This is a genomic window from Vibrio glycogenivorans (assembly GCF_051660965.1).
Lineage (GTDB): Bacteria > Pseudomonadota > Gammaproteobacteria > Enterobacterales > Vibrionaceae > Vibrio.
In genome coordinates this window covers 82,586-98,216 of record NZ_JBPVIS010000008.1, presented here as the reverse complement: position 1 = coordinate 98,216, position 15,631 = coordinate 82,586, and the positions used below count along the sequence as shown (strand labels likewise).

Genomic DNA, 15,631 nt, shown 5'->3' with positions numbered 1-15,631 from the left:
CAAAGCCAATACCTACTTGTTGGCTTTGGAATGACCTAAGTCATTTCCACTGGAGACCCCTCTCGGCTCCGGTGGGCTCTCAACTAGTACCTCATGGATGGGGTACGTCTCTAAATATTATTTTTATAACGGGCAAACATGCACGGTGGCGTGGTGCGTCCGAAATAACGAGAATCAATATGAAAAAATCGACTCTATCTGCAGTGATTCTAGCTGCACTGGCTTCTGGCTCAGCTGCTGCTGCGCACACTTGGGTAAACGAAGCGGGTGATAGCTTGACTCTTGACGGTCGTTTTGACGTACGTTACCAAGATAAAGGCGGCGATCACGCTGGCGAGTGGAACAGTGCAAGTTCACGTTTCGGTCTGAAAGGTACTATGGGCCTAGACAACGGCTGGACTGGTTTCGGTCACGCTGAATGGGGCTACAACTCTGGCGCTAACGGCAACAACATCTATGACCGTCTTCTATACGTTGGTGTAGAGCATGACAAATTCGGTAAAGTTGCGGCTGGTACTAAGCAGTGGTCTACTTTCTACGATGTAGCTTGGTACACTGACCTTGGTCGTGTATTCGGTACGCGTGGCTCAGGCGTTTACAACCTATCTGATTGGGGTATCGCTTCAGGCTCAGGCCGTGCAGAAAACTCAATCACTTACCGCAACAAGATCAACGAAGATCTAAGTTACGGTTTCACTTACCAAACCACTCGTGAAGGCGTTGCACTTTCTGGCTCTGAGCACGAAGTATCTGTTGCGCCATTCAATACGCACAACAACCGTGCTACAGCAACACTGAAAAACGGTCTAGGCGCGTCGATGACTTACAAAGGCATCGAAGGCGTAACTCTAGGTGCAGCTTACCACCAGAATGAACTGCAAGACGTGACAAGCAACGTTGAAGGCGCGAAAGATGGCGACCACATGCGTATTATGCTTGTTGGCGCAAACTACTCTAACGGTGGCTTCTACGCGGGTGCAACTTTCCACGTTGGCGAAAACTGGGAAGCGGTTGAGACTTCAACCAACACTAACGCACTAATGGACACCATTGGTGGTGAATTCTACACCTACTACGATTTCGCTAACGGCCTACGTCCAACGTTCATCTACAACTACATGGAAGAGCGTGGCGACAGCTTTGCAAACAACTACCAGCGTCAGCTAGTAGTTCCTGGTGTTGAATACCACTTCCAGAAGAACAAATTCCTAGTATGGACTGAGTACCAATTCGACCTTGGTAAAGACCAGCTAGACGGTGACAAGTTCGTTAACCGTGAAGACCAATTCGCAGCTGGTATCCGTTACTACTTCTAATTGCTTAGTGGGTCGTACCCAAAATAGCTAAATTAGTAATGCTAAAGCCTTATTCTTATTAGAATAAGGCTTTTTCTGTTTATGACTACGTACCTAAATATGCTATTATCAGGAAGTATCAGTAGGCTAGAATAGACAACAATGAATACCATTAAAACTCCAGTTACCTCGAAAGACGTTGCCAAGTTGGCCGGCGTGTCTCAATCCACCGTATCGCGCGTGTTTGTCCCAGGTAGCTCGGTGGCAGAGAGCACCAAGCAGAAGGTTTATGAGGCAGCAAAGGCGCTGAATTATCGCCCTAATGCATTCGCCCGCAGTTTGACCACCAATGAGTCAAAACTGATTGGCTTAGTCTTTCCGGATGCCGATTATCCGATCCATATGAAAACCCTGCAGCTGATCAGTACTGAATTGCAAAGGCAAGGCTATTCAGCGGTGCTTATCCCATGGCAAATGGATGCGCAGCAGCATACCATTCCAAGCATTTTTCAGTACCGCGTTGATGGCGTGATTGCCGCTTCAGCGACTATGAATACTGCACTTTATGAAGAGTGTGCAGAGTTTAATATTCCTATTGTCCAGTACGCTCGCGTGGTTGAGGGAACCAAAACCAGCTATGTGGTGAGTGATAACTACTCAGCAGGACAAAAAGCGGCAGAAGTGTTTTATAAATCGGGCGTTAGAGACGTTGCTTATCTTACCGGTGAGGTACCCACCTTTACCAATGGCGAGCGTCAGCAAGGCTTTGCCAACGAGTTTGAATCACTCTCTGGTCAACCCGTGCGCGTGATTGAAGCTAATTACGATTACAAAGAGTCTATCGAGGTGATCCGTCGGATACTGTCCAACGGCGACAAGCCTGAGGCGGTATTTTGCGCCACCGACAACCTAGCGATGGCGGTAATGGACATCGCACGCTTTGAGTTTGGTCTGTCAATTCCAAACGATCTGAAAGTGATTGGTTTTGACGATATCCCTCAAGCGGAGTGGGTCAGTTATCAGTTAAGCACCTTTAGTCAAGATTTCGCCCGCCTAGCGCGCGAATCGGTGAAGATTATCGTCGATCAAATTCAAGAAAACGATCCGAGCTTGATCAAGTTAATGGTTCCGGTTCGCTATGTTGAGCGCAGTACCTGCTAATCTTATTATGTTTCAGCCAATCAGCTTCTGATTGGCTGATTTACATTGTAAATCCCTTCCAGTTCACTATTTCCATTGCGCCTCACCTCAATAGATGCTGTCAAATTGCTTATAAAGTAAGCAGTTAAACTCAATCTGGCTCTAAGTCACTAAATTTTAACCTTTTTCAAACTAGACTATAACTACAAGATTGCGCCGCTAGAACAAGTATAACGTCAGGACAGAGACTGACGACGGAGGAGGTTAAGATGGCGATAGAGAGTTTAAAAGTAGAGCAGCTATATAACGTTGCTGATTTGGAACAACTTCCGTGTAAGTCGACCAAGGAGCTTCCGCCCCTAGATGAGATAGTCGGACAAGAGCGAGCTCAGAAGGCGGTCGAGTTTGCGATGAATATCAAGGAAAAAGGCTACAACATCTATGCCATTGGTCACAATGGGTTGGGGAAGCGTACCATGATCCTGCGCTACCTCAATCGCCACCAATATGACAGCTCGACCCTGTTTGACTGGTGTTATGTGGCCAACTTCGAGGACATTCGTACACCGAAAGTCCTTAAGTTACCCTGCGGGCTCGGACAGCGGTTAAAACACGATATCGAAATTTTGATGACCAAGTTGGTGACAGCGATGCCGCTCGCATTTGATAACGAGATGTATATCTCTAGAGCGGAGCGACTGAAGAACCAACTCGCCCAGAAACAGCAGCTTGAGCTGGATAAGATCAGCCGGGTTGCAAAGGAGAAGGGCATCAGTCTGACCCTGACGCCACAAGGGGACTATCAATTTATCGCCATGAACGGTGATGAGCTGCACACCGAAGAGAGCTTTGATGCGTTGAGTCGCAAGCAGCAAGAGGAGTTTGGCAGCAGTATCGATGATCTTGAGGTGACCCTGCGGGATATGGTACGCCAGTTAACCGATTGGGAAGAGAGCTACAGTGACAAGATTAAGCGCCTGAATGATGAGGTTACGCTTGACGTGATTGCCCACTTTATCAAGCAGTTAAAAGTGGACTATGCCGAGTTTAGTGAGATCAAGTCCTTTCTTTCTGCGCTGCAGAAGGACATTGTCGATAACGCCGATATCTTCCTTGAGGAAGGGGGAGAGCAGGGTGAAATAGCGACTGCCTCATTGGATAAAAAACTGCCGAGGCGTTATAAAATCAACGTGTTGGTCAGCCGGGAGGGCTGTGACTTTCCAATTGTAGTGGAAGAAAACCCGAACTATCATCGGTTGTTTGGTTACACCGAGACGGCAACTTACAAAGGTACGGTGTTTACTGACTTTTCATTGATCCGTGCCGGCAGCCTGCATAAAGCCAACGGCGGGGTATTGCTTATCGATGCGCAGAAAGTGCTCGAGCAGCCTTACGTGTGGGACGGACTTAAGCGCGCCTTGCGTTCACGCCAACTGAGTTTGACCTCGCTCGAGCGCGAGGTAACACTTAGTGGAGCAGTGACACTCGACCCAGAGCCGATCCCACTCGATGTGAAAATCATTCTGTTTGGCGATTATCGCACCTACCAACTTCTCCAGCACTACGATCCCGAGTTCAGTGAGCTATTTCGCGTCACCGCTGACTTTGCTGATGAGATGCCACGTAATGAGTCATCGGAGCTTCACTATGCGCGGTTTATCTCCAGCATTGTCCATGACAATAAACTGTTACACTGTGACAGAAAGGCGATTGGACGGATCATCGAGTACAGTTCACGAATGGCGGGGGATCAGACTAAGCTCTCACTGCACTCGGCCAAGATTGCCAATCTTCTACGCGAGTCTAATTATGTCGCGCGTCAGGCAAACTCGAATATGATCCGGGCAACTCATGTCGAGGATGCGCTGAATAGCCAAGAGTTGCGGGTCAATCGCCTACAGCAGAATGTGATGGAGTCGTTTATTGATGGCACCACCTTGATCCAAACGGATGGCGAGGCAATAGGCCAAGTCAATGCGTTGTCGGTGTTGTCCACGAGCGACCATATGTTTGGCGCTACTAACCGTATTACGGCCACAACTAGTTATGGAGATGGTGAGGTGATCGACATTGAGCGCAGTGTTGACCTTGGTGGCAGTATCCATTCCAAGGGGGTGATGATTCTGACCGCTTACCTCTCTTCGGTCTTTGGTAAAACCGCTAAAGTGCCACTCACGACCAATATCACCTTTGAGCAGTCCTATGGAGGCGTTGATGGAGACAGTGCGAGTATGGCAGAGTTTTGTGCAGTAGTGTCCGCGTTTTCACGCCAACCTGTGCGCCAAGATATTGCCATTACTGGATCAATGAACCAGTTTGGTGAGGCGCAACCCATTGGTGGGGTAAACGAAAAGATCGAAGGGTTCTTTGATGTTTGCCGGATCAAAGGCCGCAACCACCATCAAGGGGTGATTATTCCACACTCTAATGTGCACAATTTGATGCTACGTCATGATGTGGTCAAGGCGGTAGAGAAGGGTGAGTTTCATATCTGGCCTATCAAACATGTCACCCAGGCGGTGAAACTCTTCTCTGGTAAAGAGGCGGGCGAGGCCTCTGAAATGGGAAGCTATCCGATTGATACCGTGTTTGGTATCGCGCAAGCGAAACTCAACTCACTGAGAAAATAAAACTGGTGTCGCAGTGTGGGCGTGGTAGGTCCTCCCTCACTGCGATTCTGCCACTTTTTGTTGGCGGATTTCTTTTTGTCGCATTGGCATTGCATCAATCTGCTCAAATAGTTCAGCGAGGTTGAAGGTATCAGCACGCGATTTAATACCCCCATCTTTGCCAATCAAGACAACCTCTCTGGTTGGGTCGGAAAACATCGCTGCGATTTCATCGTCCAGTTGGGGTGACATAGGGCCAGCATAGTTGGTCTGCATACCCCGCTCAGACAGCACAAACCAAAGGATATGGCGCTCTTCAATCTCAGATTGGTTGGCAATTAGTTGCGCAATGTCACTGTCCGCCGATGGCATGGATTGGATAAGCAGAATCCGATGTTGCCACTGCAGCTCTGATAGCTGCTGAAGTGATGATGTTGCCCCAATTTGTGCACTGATCACCGCGATAAGAAATCCACTGAGAGCGAGTCGAAATCGCATACCTAACCTCCGATAGACAAAACTGGTTACCAAAGGATAGAAGAAAATTCTATCGGTCAGTGAGTTTTATCCTCACCACTCAATAAATATTGGTGTGCCGTACTCAACCAGTTTTATAAATTCATCCATCTCGTGGTTTAACAGGGCGATACAGCCATCTGTCCAGTCGAAGCTTTGGATAAATTGAGGGTCCCTTTCGTCAGTATTACTCAGACCGTGAATTTTGATGTTGCCACCCGGATCAAGCCCCAGTCGCTCTGCGTGTTCGATGTCCTGATAGTTTGGGTAGTCGATATGCATTGAGCGGTGAAATGCCGAATCTTCCATGACGAAGGACAGGGTGTAGTGACCTTCTGGCGTCTTTTGGTCGCCTTTATGCACTTTATGGCCGCGCGGACTTTTGCCAAGTGCAATTCGATACTGCTTAATCACCTTATCACCATGCATTAGGTACATACGGCGCTCTGACTTCTTTACATGGACCCACTCGACATGCATTTCTTGAGTAGCAGGAGAAAAAGACAAATTGAGTTGGCTAGCGCTGTCGTTGGGAGAATGAGCAATCGCGCTCAAAGGTAACAACAGTGATAGCAAGGCAAGGGCAATAAGTTTTGGCATTAGCGGGGATAAATCATTCAAAGTGGCACATCGGGCGATATTCTAAGCTAAGATGGGCGCAGCGCCTAGTGGAATGGTGAAGATATGTACTGTTAGGTTGAAATTTTCTGCACGAAAAATAGCCTCCGAACAAGAGCGGCTTGAGGAGGGATAGACCGCGACTAGTCTATCGAGAAGATGTCACTCGGCAAGTAACCGAACTGCTTAAACTGCTCGATGGCATCTTGACGTGACTCTGCAGTGAACGTGACGCTCACGATCGCCTTGCCGTCGAAGTAGCGGATGACAAACTGGGTCTGTGGATTGATTTTTATTAAAGCAGCCATATCTTTATTCCACTTTATTTATAAGAGCCTACTTTGTACGAGACTAACTTGTAACAACCTAACTCGCTGTCTCTCATAGTGAACACTCTTTCGCCAACTGATATTTTATACCTATAAAAACGAGGTTAGAGTCCGTCTAACCTCGCGTTAAATTATAAGAGCACTTTACAAATTAGGCAAATTATAGTTTGTATTTTTGTTATTTGAATAATGTTTCGGCTTTTTTAATAGTTGGATTAATTCGCTGCTGTCCCATTTCTGCTCAGAAAGTGAATATTGGCCACGATTCATTTTGTCTAATTCTTCTTCAATTGCACTTCGTGTTTCAGTGCTGAGACTTGGTTGATTATTTAACCACTTTTTCAGGTGGAAATTAATTAATTGTGTGTCTCCGCCTTGAACGATATCGATGAGTTTAGGATCAGTCTCAGGGGCTGGGTTTTGAGTGCTAGCAACATAAGCGATCGAGCGCGCTTTCCTGACGTAATGTAACATGACTGTAATACAGACCAATAAGCTCCCAGCAAGGATGAAGGTCGCATACTTCCAATAGTGAGAAACGCCATCGTAAGTTTCGTTACTTGGTTGAGCTATGAATTGATCAGGCTGAAAACTGTAAAGGCTCTGCTCTGCAGCAACGATGTTTATATCGGTACTTATTGCTTGAGTAGTACGGGCAATATTATTTCGGCTATCCCACCATTCAATTTCTGGTAAATTGATCGTTATTTGATCCTCACGCTGCGGGATCAATACCTGTTTTTTGATCATCCGCGTCAAACCATTTTCAACCTGTTTAAATTCTGGTTTCTGCTCATAAACGCGCAATGCCGTCGGTAGAGGTAGGTCAATTTCTGGAAAATTCTCAGCCTCTAAACCTTCGATGTCTAAGTAGATTTCTCGGGTAATTGACTCTCCGACTGAGAGAGTTATTTGTGCATTATCTGATAATTGATTACCCGTTTCATCGATAAACTTTTGTTCAATCTTGAGTGATTGTGTTGGTAGCCAGTCTCCCGTGTAATCGGCTGGAGGCGGCAAAACACTGATCGTGATTTGCTCAGGTTCGACCTTGGTTGGGACCAAGCGTGTTGAGCCGCGCATGTTATCGCCGTAAATCACTGTGCCATTAAAACCAACACCGGATAGGGTAAAGTCGCCGGCTTGCTCTGCAGTGAGTCGATAGGTTTGCTCAACCACGGTGACCTCAACGCCAGCCAAAACAGAGTTGAACTGATTGGCGTCACCAATCGGCGTGATCTGCATGCCCTCGATTTTCGGCTGCGAAATTTCTGGGTTTTGCAGGCGGCGAGGATCGGTCTTGATGATCACGCGACTAAGCAGTTGGGTGCTTTCTTGCGGGTAAAGCTGATGACGCTGAAGATCGTTGGTCACCACCACAAAGTCATCGGCTTGTGGCTCTCGCTCATCCTTACTGACACGCACATAGATTGGCTCCGAGCGCGCACCATTAAGCTCGAAAGCGGGAATGGTAAAGCGGCCCTCTTTTTGCGCTGCGAGTGAGACGTTCCATTCACTGCGCGTGGTTCTTTGGCTATTGACGATATTGATAGAGGTACCAAAGTTTGGTCGGCCGACAAAGAAATCCTCTTCGAGTACGCTGAGATCGATATCATCGCTGCTGGCTCGGGTATCGGCGACAATTCTCAGTTGGAACACCTCATTGACTACCAGTTCACGGGCGCTGACAGTGACTTGTAAGTTTGCGGCATACGCTGCCGAGCTTACGCTTGCGAAAAGAATAAGGCTTGCAATGATCAGTTGATAAATTGGGTTTGTGACTCTCATTTACCAGGTTTTCTCCGTAACGGGTGGCTGCGGTTTTTGTTGTGCTTGGAGCTGCAATTGCGCTCGGATGAGGCGACTTGGATCGCGCGCGGCTTCGACTTGATCTAAGCGGCGCAGATCACGTTGAGTTTGGGGATCGATGGTGTCTTCATTAGCGAGTTCAACTTGGTTTGCTTCGGGGTCTTGCTGTTCAGGAGCTTGTTGCTCTAGAGACTGCTGCCCTGAAGCGCTGTCTTTTGATTGCTCCTCTGGCGGCGTATCCCCGTTCGTTGAGTCTGGTTCAGCTTCATTCTCGGACTCGGATTGCTCATCCTCAGGAGCCGACTGTTCGGCTGTCTCTTGCTCTGATGAAGACTGAGGTTGATCTGACTGCTGTTGTTCAGATTCTTCGTCTGAAGACTGCGCGTCGGCGGACTGCGCGTCGGCGGACTGCTCGTCTGCGGACTGTGCGTCTGCAGACATATCATCATCAGACTGGTTTTCTTGGTTCTGACTGTTATCAGCATCATTACTCTCAGATGAATCGCTCTCTGAGGAGTCACTCTGCGATTGTTGATCGTCAGCCTGGTTATTGTCTTGTGGTGACTGTTGCTGCTCTTCAAGCAGTCGTTCAACAAGGTCAAGGTTATGTCGGGCATCGGTGTTGTTTGGATCGGCGTCGAGGACGCGGCGGTATTGCTCTGCCGCTTGCTCTAGCTGGCCAGATTGCGCGAGGGCATTGCCAAGGTTGTACTGGGCATCCTGTGTTTCAATACCAGTTAACACATCAATGGCCGTGTCAAAGTCTCCGGCCTGATATGCTGCAGCGCCAAGCCATTCTGGGTCGCTAAACTGTTGCTGCGCACTCTGATAGTCACCATTTTGAAAGGCTTGATGTGCTTTTTGATCATGATTGTGCCAGGGCGAGGCCTCAACGTTCGTTGAGGTCAGTCCCAACATCATTAGCGGCAGACTGTAAAACACGCCGCGGCGGAACATCAGAAGAGCCATGATCAGCAAGGGGATGACTAGCCAAAAGCCTTGGTTTTGCCAGGTTTCAATTTGACGTCTATCGGAACCGGTATCGGTTGAGTTGACGCGCTCCGACAGGGTAGCAATCGCCGCAACGTCGGCATTGTGATGTTGGACGGGGAGGAACAACCCCCCACTTTCACGGGCAAGACGGCTCATATTATTGAAATTACTACTCGCGACTACAGTGGTGCCACTAGACGATTGCAGCATCCCGCCTTGTGGAAGAGGAATAGGAGCGCCGGTCTCGGTGGCCACGCCAAGAATGGCCAGATCCCAGCGCGCATCAAGGTGCTCGAGGATCCCTTGTGTCTCAATCTGTGATAGGTCATCGGCGACTAGGATGATTTGGCCGGCTTGAAAGCCTGCATCGGTCAGCATCGAGATCGCCAGCTCAACCGCTTTATCCGCACGTGCCCCAGGGTAGGGCATAATGTCTGGGCTAAGTAGCGGGAGCTGATTGAGCAGTACGTTGGTATCTCTGGTCAGTGGTGAGACGGAATAGGCATCACCGGCGTAGATAACCAGACCAGTTTGACCATCCTGCCATTGATTAAGCAGGTCGGTAACCTTAAAGCGAGCCTGCTCTAAACGACTTGGTGAGATATCACGCGCATACATAGACAGTGACATATCCATGATCACCACGCGCGCATCGCTTGATTGAACTGAGGGGCGTTCGGTCGGTTTCAGGCTCGGGCCCGCAAGCGCGATAATGGCGATAGACCAAGCAAGCGCAAGCAGTGAGGCGAGCGTGTTGTTTTTTGCTCTCTCTAAGCCCATTGCTTTGGCAATATGTGAAGCAATCAAGGTTTGCTGGCGATTGCGCTTGGCCAGGTACACACACAAGATCAAGCAGGGCACGAGTAGCCATAATAAGTTGGGGTAAACAAAATGCATCTAAATTTGCTCCCGACGATAAAAAGTGAGTCCAACAGATAGCAGCAGTGCCATCGCTAATGGCAGGAAGAACCACTCAGTTTGTGGGCGCCACACGTCTGAGGCGATAGAAATTGGCTCGAGACGGTTGATGGTGTCATAGATCTGCTCTAGATCCTGTTGATCACGTGCACGGAAATACTCGCCACCGGTTAGCTCGGCTATCTGTTGTAAAAGTTGTTCATCGAGATCATGCGCGGTATTGACGGTGCGGCTGCCCATAAAGCTGCGCACCTCCATTTCGCCGGCACCGACACCAACGGTATAGATGGTGGCGCCATGCTGCTGGGCAATCTGGGCCGCCTCCATAGGGTCGAGTACTCCAGCGTTATTGGCACCATCACTCATCAGCACCATCACTCGCTGTGGGGCATCACTCTCAATGAATACCTTAGTTGCAATACCGATACCGTCACCGATGGCGGTTTGAGTGCCAACCAGTTTCAATACCATATGGTCAATCTGTTGCTGAATCGAGTTGGTATCTAGCGTCAATGGCGACTGAAGATAAGCATGATCGGCGTATACGACTAGCCCAAGGCGATCCCCTTGGCGTTGGCGAGTAAACTCAGTCAACACCTTCTTCATCGCAGTCAGGCGGTCAATATACTGATTACCATCGCGCATATCCTCTTGCTTCATTGAGTACGAGAGGTCGACAACCAGCATCAGGTCGCGATGATCGGTGGGCAATGCAACAGGCTCACCATAGTGGACAGGGCGCGCCGCCGCTAAGAGTAGCAGTCCCCAAATTGTCCAAATAAGCGCTGGCACAATGCGTGATTTGGGCTGGCGACTGCCAGCCTCTTCAGGTAGATGTGGAATGAATACGGCACTACGCTGCGTTATAGCAGGTAGCGCCTTTCTTGCTATCCAGGGTAAGGGAAACAGAAGTAGTACCCAAATCCAGATAAGATCGACATCAATCACTTTTTACTCCCAGTGTTTTGTCTGCAAGGGTCTCTTTGTCAGTTTTTTGCTCTGCTGTTGCTTTTCCATTAGGTGATTGGTCGCTAGGTGACTGCTCACTGGCAGAGCATGACTGAACTGTACGTGATTTAGGCGGTAATGCGTGGCGGATCCAATGCTCACAATCGGCGATAAATGAGCTGACATCTTGCTCACTTGTTGGTTGGTAGAGCGCGGCTTGCCACTGCTCTATGCGGGGAACAAAGCGCGCATCACCGAGCTTATTATCCAGAAATTGATACCAAGCATCGCCGTGCAATGAGGCGAGTTGCTCGCGTGAGAAATAACTGAATGAGACCTGTCTTAGCACCTCCATAGCGGCAGAAGGTGAGGTTTGCATTTTGACCAGCTTCAGTGCGGTATTCCTTGGTAATATTCGTCGTTGGTGGCGACGAAGTAGCCAAGTGCCTAGCCCAATTAAAACAATGATCCCGGCAAGGGATAACCACCATGCTGCGGTGAGTGGAAACCAAGAGGGTGCATCGGGTAGATGAAGGCCTTTAAGTGGTAGAGTATCAGGGGCTTGCTGCATGTTAGGCTCTTAATAATTGGGTCAAGATTGGTTGTGCGTTTGATAGGGTGAGAAAACTCATTCCCTGTTGTTGTGCATACGTCTTAAGCTGGTCGACGTGCTGGTTAAAGTGGTTTTTCATCGCATCGCGCGCTTGTCGCGACGAGAAGTCCATCCACAGGGTGCGAGTTTGGCTAGAGACCTGCTCTATGCCACGGTACTCAGTCATACCATGCTCGAGTGGGTCAGACACATGCACCAAGCGGATTGAGTTGTGCTGGCGCAACGCGGTGAGACGGGGCTGATCATGTTCAGCCAAACGATGAAAGTCGCTAATTAGAACGATTTCACTGCCTTTGGGGCAGAGTCGCGTCAACGCCTCTAGCGCAGAGGTCATCGAGTTAGGCTGTTGATGTTGACGTCTGAAGTCATGCTGCTCAGTGACAAGGTTGAGTAAGCGCAGTACACCACGATTGCCCGTTGAGGCTCGCGTTTCAAACAGCTCATCGCCTGTATCAATCACGGCGCCAATGCGATCTTTTCCCTTTGCCGCCAGCCAAGCGACTAAGGCGGCAAAGTGGGCCGCCACGACGGATTTTAGCATTAACGTTGAGCCAAAATTCATGCTCGAGCTCAGGTCAAGGTAGACAAATACAGGGCGCTCACGCTCTTCGGTGAACAGTTTAGTGTGCACCTTGCCCGTGCGCGCGGTGACACGCCAGTCAATCGAGCGTACATCATCACCGCGCTGATATTGGCGCACTTCAGCAAAGTCCATTCCCCGGCCGAGTTGGCGGCTTTGGTGTTGCCCAAGCTGTTGCGACCAAAGACTCATCGCTGGCGGTAGCCAGTGCACGGTGTGCTGCTGGTAATAGAGTAGCTCGTCGAGGCTAAGGTTAACGCCATCAGCGAAGGGTGGTAGTGACGATGAGCCAAAGTCTGGCTCACGGTGAAACGAGTGAGCCATGACTATGCGCTGCCTACACTAGACAGAATGTGGTCTATTAGATCGTCTGGCTTGACCCCTTGCGCTTGAGCTGAGTAACTCAGCAACAGGCGGTGACGTAGTACAGGGTAAGCCATGGTTTGCACGTCTTCTGGCGTCACATAGTCACGTCCAGATAGCCAGGCATGTGCACGGGCACAGCGGTCAAGCGCAATGGTGGCACGAGGACTGACGCCCATCTCGAGTTGACTTGCCAGTGCTTCGCTGTATTTTTCTGGCTGACGTGTGGCAAGCACCAAGCGCACGATATAGCGCTCAATTCCTTCTGCCATATGGATATCGAGCACCTGTTGACGGGCGGCAAAGATACTCTCCTGGCTAAGCATAGGTTTCTCTTTTGCTTCAATGCCTTGGGCTTCACCACGATTGAGGCGTAGGATATCGAGTTCCGACTCTTCATTTGGGTAGTCAACATTGAGGTGCAGCAGGAAACGGTCTAGTTGCGCCTCAGGCAGTGGATAGGTGCCTTCTTGCTCAATTGGATTTTGCGTAGCCATGACCAGAAATAGCTCAGGCAGCGGATACGTCGTTTTACCTACCGAGATCTGCTTTTCCGCCATCGCTTCTAGCATAGCCGCTTGGACCTTGGCTGGCGCGCGGTTGATTTCGTCCGCCAGTACTAGCGAGTTAAAAATAGGACCAGGCTGGAAGCTAAACTGACCTGTCTCCGGGTGAAAAATATCGGTGCCAGTCAGGTCGGCAGGGAGTAGGTCAGGGGTGAACTGGATACGGTGAAAATCGCCTTCAATGCAGTCTGCAAGGGATTTAACCGCACGTGTTTTCGCTAGCCCCGGCGGGCCCTCAACCAGGATATGCCCATCTGCTAATAGGGCAACTAACAGTTGTTTTACCAGCTCTTGCTGGCCGATCACTTGGGATTCTAAATAGGTTTTTAGGGTATGAAATTGCTGTGCAATCATCCTGAATGCCTTTGTTTTTGTTCTAAAAAGTTGTTGCAAAATATGCGTTAGCTTGCAACAGGTTTCAAGAGGGGTGATTGAAAAAATCGTGTCAAAATTTAAAGAGTACGGTAAGGACAAAAAGTTCCCTAAACTCAAAGGGAAAGTGCACACTCGCTTGGAAGCTGATAAACTAGCCGACAATTGTGTTATTTACGTGAATTTAAGAGTTAGCGTTATGAGTGATTTTGATAAAGAGCTAGAACTGATGTCTCAAGAGATGGGTGATGAGCCAGAGGTGAAACTCCCAACCATGGAAGAGCAGAAGCAGATTGCCGCTGAGCTGAAAAAGCTTGAAGAAGAAGGCAAGCTGACACCGGAGGTGCTTGAGGAGTATTTTGGTAAGTTCTACGCTAAGGCTACCCCGGTACACTGATTTAAAAACCGCTCTATGGAGCGGTTTTTTCTTTAGGGGCGAGGTGCGGGTTACGCTTCGCTCCGAGTAGCGAGGGGTGATTGTTTTTAGTTTAGTTCCATGCTGTTGGAGAGTTGTGAGCGCTTTTTATTCTCGTCTCTCGCAGGGCAAAGGCCGAACTCGAGTCTCGCCTCTAGCCAGCCAGACGTTGGACTAATTCAACCCAATGAACCACAGGGATATCGACATAACGCGCCAAGTGCATCTGACACGATGCGTTGGCTGTGACTATTAGGTCGGGGGAGTTTATGGTGAGGTTGTCTGCTTTTCTTTGACCTATGGTTTTGCTCATTTCTGGGTGAAAAAACTGGTAGCTGCCGCCTGAGCCGCAGCAGACCCTAGCTTCATTCACTTCTACTCTGTCTACAGGCAGTTTGTTGATCAGCTCTATCAGTGGCTTGTGTTTGTCCAAACCGTTTTGTAATGAACAAGGTAGGTGCACGGCAACTTTGAGTGGCTCGGAGACACTTTGACTTGCCTGTGATAGTTGCCCTCCAACCAACTCGGCTAGATTGACCAATTTGTTGATCAGTGTGTTAGCCAACAAATAAAATTCACTATTCTCCTCTAGCAAGTCTTGGTATTGGCTCAGCGCAAGCTCACAACTCGATGAGAGAGCAACCACAGCTAGCAAGTTTTTATCGGTTAAATAGGGTCGCCAAGCGCGCAGGTTATTGCGCACCTGCTGTTTGGCTTGCTCAGTATTGCCAAGACCAATATTGATGGCGCCGCAGCAGCCTGAACGAGGAGCGGGTATCACGTCAAAGCCGAGCCAATGCAGCAAGTTTGTCGCCGCTAAGCCCCCCTCGCTTTTAAGGCTCTTATCACCGCACCCTGCGATCAACAGGACAGTCCCGAGTGTTCGCTTTGGCTTGTTTACGTTAAGTTGGCTTGACTTAGGAGGCTGGAAAGGCGCTCTTAATGGGGGAGTGCTTGGCACAAGATTGAGCTTTTCGCCCACTTTAAGCACTAGGTGATTGGGTTCGTTGTGCGGGCTGAGCCGACTTAAGCCGAACTCGATTAGGCGCTGTCTTAATCGTAGTTTGGACTGTTGGTCTAGTGCACTTTTCGCTAATCGAATCAGCTTGGCCACCTCCACCCCTGATGGGCAGTCAGTCTCACAGCGGCGGCAGTTGACGCACTGCTGAATCGAGTGCTTCTGCTCATCGGTTAAGTCTTCCCCCTGCAGAAACTGCTTGATCAGATAGATCCGCCCGCGGGGACTGTTATCCACTTCCCTAGTGGCTAAAAACGTCGGGCAATGGCTGTTGCAAAAGCCCCGATGCACGCAGCGACGCAGGATATTTTGACCTGTCTTTGCCAACTCCTGATCAAAAAACGCCGGATCTACCTCTACCAACATTGTCAGCCTCGCTACCTTGCCTTGGATCCTATCAATATGATCCAGCTCTATTTTTAACCAACTTGTGTTGACAATAACTCGGCAAAGATCAATAGTCAATAACATGAGTACTCCATATATTGATTATTGAGTTCAAGACAGACACTGAGTGAGGTGGAAGCGC

14 protein-coding genes are annotated in these 15,631 nt (G+C 49.2%); 4 read left to right on the top strand and 10 right to left on the bottom strand.

Going from position 1 to position 15,631, the window contains the following annotated elements:
- Positions 1–179: 179 nt before the first annotated feature.
- From ACSTTG_RS16320 to ACSTTG_RS16310, 3 genes are all read left to right on the top strand, one after another.
- Complete coding sequence (locus ACSTTG_RS16320) at positions 180–1,316, top strand: porin (RefSeq protein WP_438475569.1); 1,137 nt, start codon at positions 180–182, stop codon at positions 1,314–1,316.
- 141 nt (positions 1,317–1,457) lie between these two features.
- On the top strand, positions 1,458–2,456 hold the full coding sequence (locus tag ACSTTG_RS16315; protein ID WP_438475568.1) for a LacI family DNA-binding transcriptional regulator: 999 nt from the start codon (positions 1,458–1,460) through the stop codon (positions 2,454–2,456).
- Between the two features lie 248 nt (positions 2,457–2,704).
- Positions 2,705–5,065, top strand: coding sequence for a Lon protease family protein (locus ACSTTG_RS16310; RefSeq protein WP_438475567.1), 2,361 nt, complete (start codon positions 2,705–2,707; stop codon positions 5,063–5,065).
- Positions 5,066–5,101: 36 nt separating this feature from the next.
- Here ACSTTG_RS16310 and ACSTTG_RS16305 read toward each other — a convergent pair whose 3' ends face one another.
- The 9 genes from ACSTTG_RS16305 to ACSTTG_RS16265 form a co-directional block, all read right to left on the bottom strand.
- Positions 5,102–5,542: a DUF4174 domain-containing protein gene (locus ACSTTG_RS16305; RefSeq protein ID WP_438475566.1), complete on the bottom strand. Its 441-nt coding sequence runs from the start codon at positions 5,540–5,542 to the stop codon at positions 5,102–5,104.
- A 72-nt stretch (positions 5,543–5,614) separates the two neighbouring features.
- Positions 5,615–6,040 carry a L,D-transpeptidase family protein gene (locus ACSTTG_RS16300; protein WP_438475657.1) on the bottom strand — a complete coding sequence of 142 codons (426 nt, stop codon included), beginning with the start codon at positions 6,038–6,040 and terminating at the stop codon, positions 5,615–5,617.
- Positions 6,041–6,321: 281 nt separating this feature from the next.
- Positions 6,322–6,486 (bottom strand): hypothetical protein, encoded by a 165-nt coding sequence (locus ACSTTG_RS16295; protein WP_438457415.1) that lies wholly within the window; start codon positions 6,484–6,486, stop codon positions 6,322–6,324.
- A 165-nt stretch (positions 6,487–6,651) separates the two neighbouring features.
- Positions 6,652–8,295: a BatD family protein gene (locus ACSTTG_RS16290; RefSeq protein ID WP_438475565.1), complete on the bottom strand. Its 1,644-nt coding sequence runs from the start codon at positions 8,293–8,295 to the stop codon at positions 6,652–6,654.
- Positions 8,296–10,206 (bottom strand): VWA domain-containing protein, encoded by a 1,911-nt coding sequence (locus ACSTTG_RS16285; RefSeq protein ID WP_438475564.1) that lies wholly within the window; start codon positions 10,204–10,206, stop codon positions 8,296–8,298.
- Entirely contained in the window at positions 10,207–11,175 is a 969-nt protein-coding gene (locus tag ACSTTG_RS16280; protein ID WP_438457418.1) for a VWA domain-containing protein, read from the bottom strand.
- On the bottom strand, positions 11,168–11,746 hold the full coding sequence (locus tag ACSTTG_RS16275; RefSeq protein ID WP_438457419.1) for a DUF4381 domain-containing protein: 579 nt from the start codon (positions 11,744–11,746) through the stop codon (positions 11,168–11,170). The genes ACSTTG_RS16280 and ACSTTG_RS16275 overlap by 8 nt, the downstream gene beginning before the upstream one ends.
- 1 nt (position 11,747) lies before the next feature.
- Positions 11,748–12,692 carry a DUF58 domain-containing protein gene (locus ACSTTG_RS16270; protein ID WP_438475563.1) on the bottom strand — a complete coding sequence of 315 codons (945 nt, stop codon included), beginning with the start codon at positions 12,690–12,692 and terminating at the stop codon, positions 11,748–11,750.
- Between the two features lie 2 nt (positions 12,693–12,694).
- The gene (locus tag ACSTTG_RS16265; protein WP_438457421.1) at positions 12,695–13,651 is read right to left on the bottom strand and encodes an AAA family ATPase; all 957 of its coding nucleotides are present in this window, start codon (positions 13,649–13,651) and stop codon (positions 12,695–12,697) included.
- A 217-nt stretch (positions 13,652–13,868) separates the two neighbouring features.
- Here ACSTTG_RS16265 and ACSTTG_RS16260 point away from each other — a divergent pair, with 217 nt between their 5' ends.
- Entirely contained in the window at positions 13,869–14,066 is a 198-nt protein-coding gene (locus ACSTTG_RS16260; RefSeq protein ID WP_438457423.1) for a restriction endonuclease subunit S, read from the top strand.
- Between the two features lie 172 nt (positions 14,067–14,238).
- Here ACSTTG_RS16260 and ACSTTG_RS16255 read toward each other — a convergent pair whose 3' ends face one another.
- A complete protein-coding gene (locus ACSTTG_RS16255; protein ID WP_438475562.1) occupies positions 14,239–15,573 on the bottom strand; it encodes a (Fe-S)-binding protein in 1,335 nt (444 codons plus the stop codon).
- Positions 15,574–15,631 lie beyond the last annotated feature (58 nt).

Excerpts from the sequence above, each read along its gene's own strand:
- ACSTTG_RS16320 (WP_438475569.1), top strand. The coding sequence starts at position 180 with ATGAAAAAATCGACTCTATCTGCAGTGATTCTAGCTGCACTGGCTTCT.
- ACSTTG_RS16300 (WP_438475657.1), bottom strand. The coding sequence starts at position 6,040 with ATGCATGTCGAGTGGGTCCATGTAAAGAAGTCAGAGCGCCGTATGTAC.
- ACSTTG_RS16265 (WP_438457421.1), bottom strand. The coding sequence starts at position 13,651 with ATGATTGCACAGCAATTTCATACCCTAAAAACCTATTTAGAATCCCAA.
- ACSTTG_RS16305 (WP_438475566.1), bottom strand. The coding sequence starts at position 5,542 with ATGCGATTTCGACTCGCTCTCAGTGGATTTCTTATCGCGGTGATCAGT.
- ACSTTG_RS16285 (WP_438475564.1), bottom strand. The coding sequence starts at position 10,206 with ATGCATTTTGTTTACCCCAACTTATTATGGCTACTCGTGCCCTGCTTG.
- ACSTTG_RS16270 (WP_438475563.1), bottom strand. The coding sequence starts at position 12,692 with ATGGCTCACTCGTTTCACCGTGAGCCAGACTTTGGCTCATCGTCACTA.
- ACSTTG_RS16315 (WP_438475568.1), top strand. The coding sequence starts at position 1,458 with ATGAATACCATTAAAACTCCAGTTACCTCGAAAGACGTTGCCAAGTTG.
- ACSTTG_RS16310 (WP_438475567.1), top strand. The coding sequence starts at position 2,705 with ATGGCGATAGAGAGTTTAAAAGTAGAGCAGCTATATAACGTTGCTGAT.
- ACSTTG_RS16275 (WP_438457419.1), bottom strand. The coding sequence starts at position 11,746 with ATGCAGCAAGCCCCTGATACTCTACCACTTAAAGGCCTTCATCTACCC.
- ACSTTG_RS16255 (WP_438475562.1), bottom strand. The coding sequence starts at position 15,573 with ATGTTATTGACTATTGATCTTTGCCGAGTTATTGTCAACACAAGTTGG.
- ACSTTG_RS16260 (WP_438457423.1), top strand. The coding sequence starts at position 13,869 with ATGAGTGATTTTGATAAAGAGCTAGAACTGATGTCTCAAGAGATGGGT.
- ACSTTG_RS16295 (WP_438457415.1), bottom strand. The coding sequence starts at position 6,486 with ATGGCTGCTTTAATAAAAATCAATCCACAGACCCAGTTTGTCATCCGC.
- ACSTTG_RS16290 (WP_438475565.1), bottom strand. The coding sequence starts at position 8,295 with ATGAGAGTCACAAACCCAATTTATCAACTGATCATTGCAAGCCTTATT.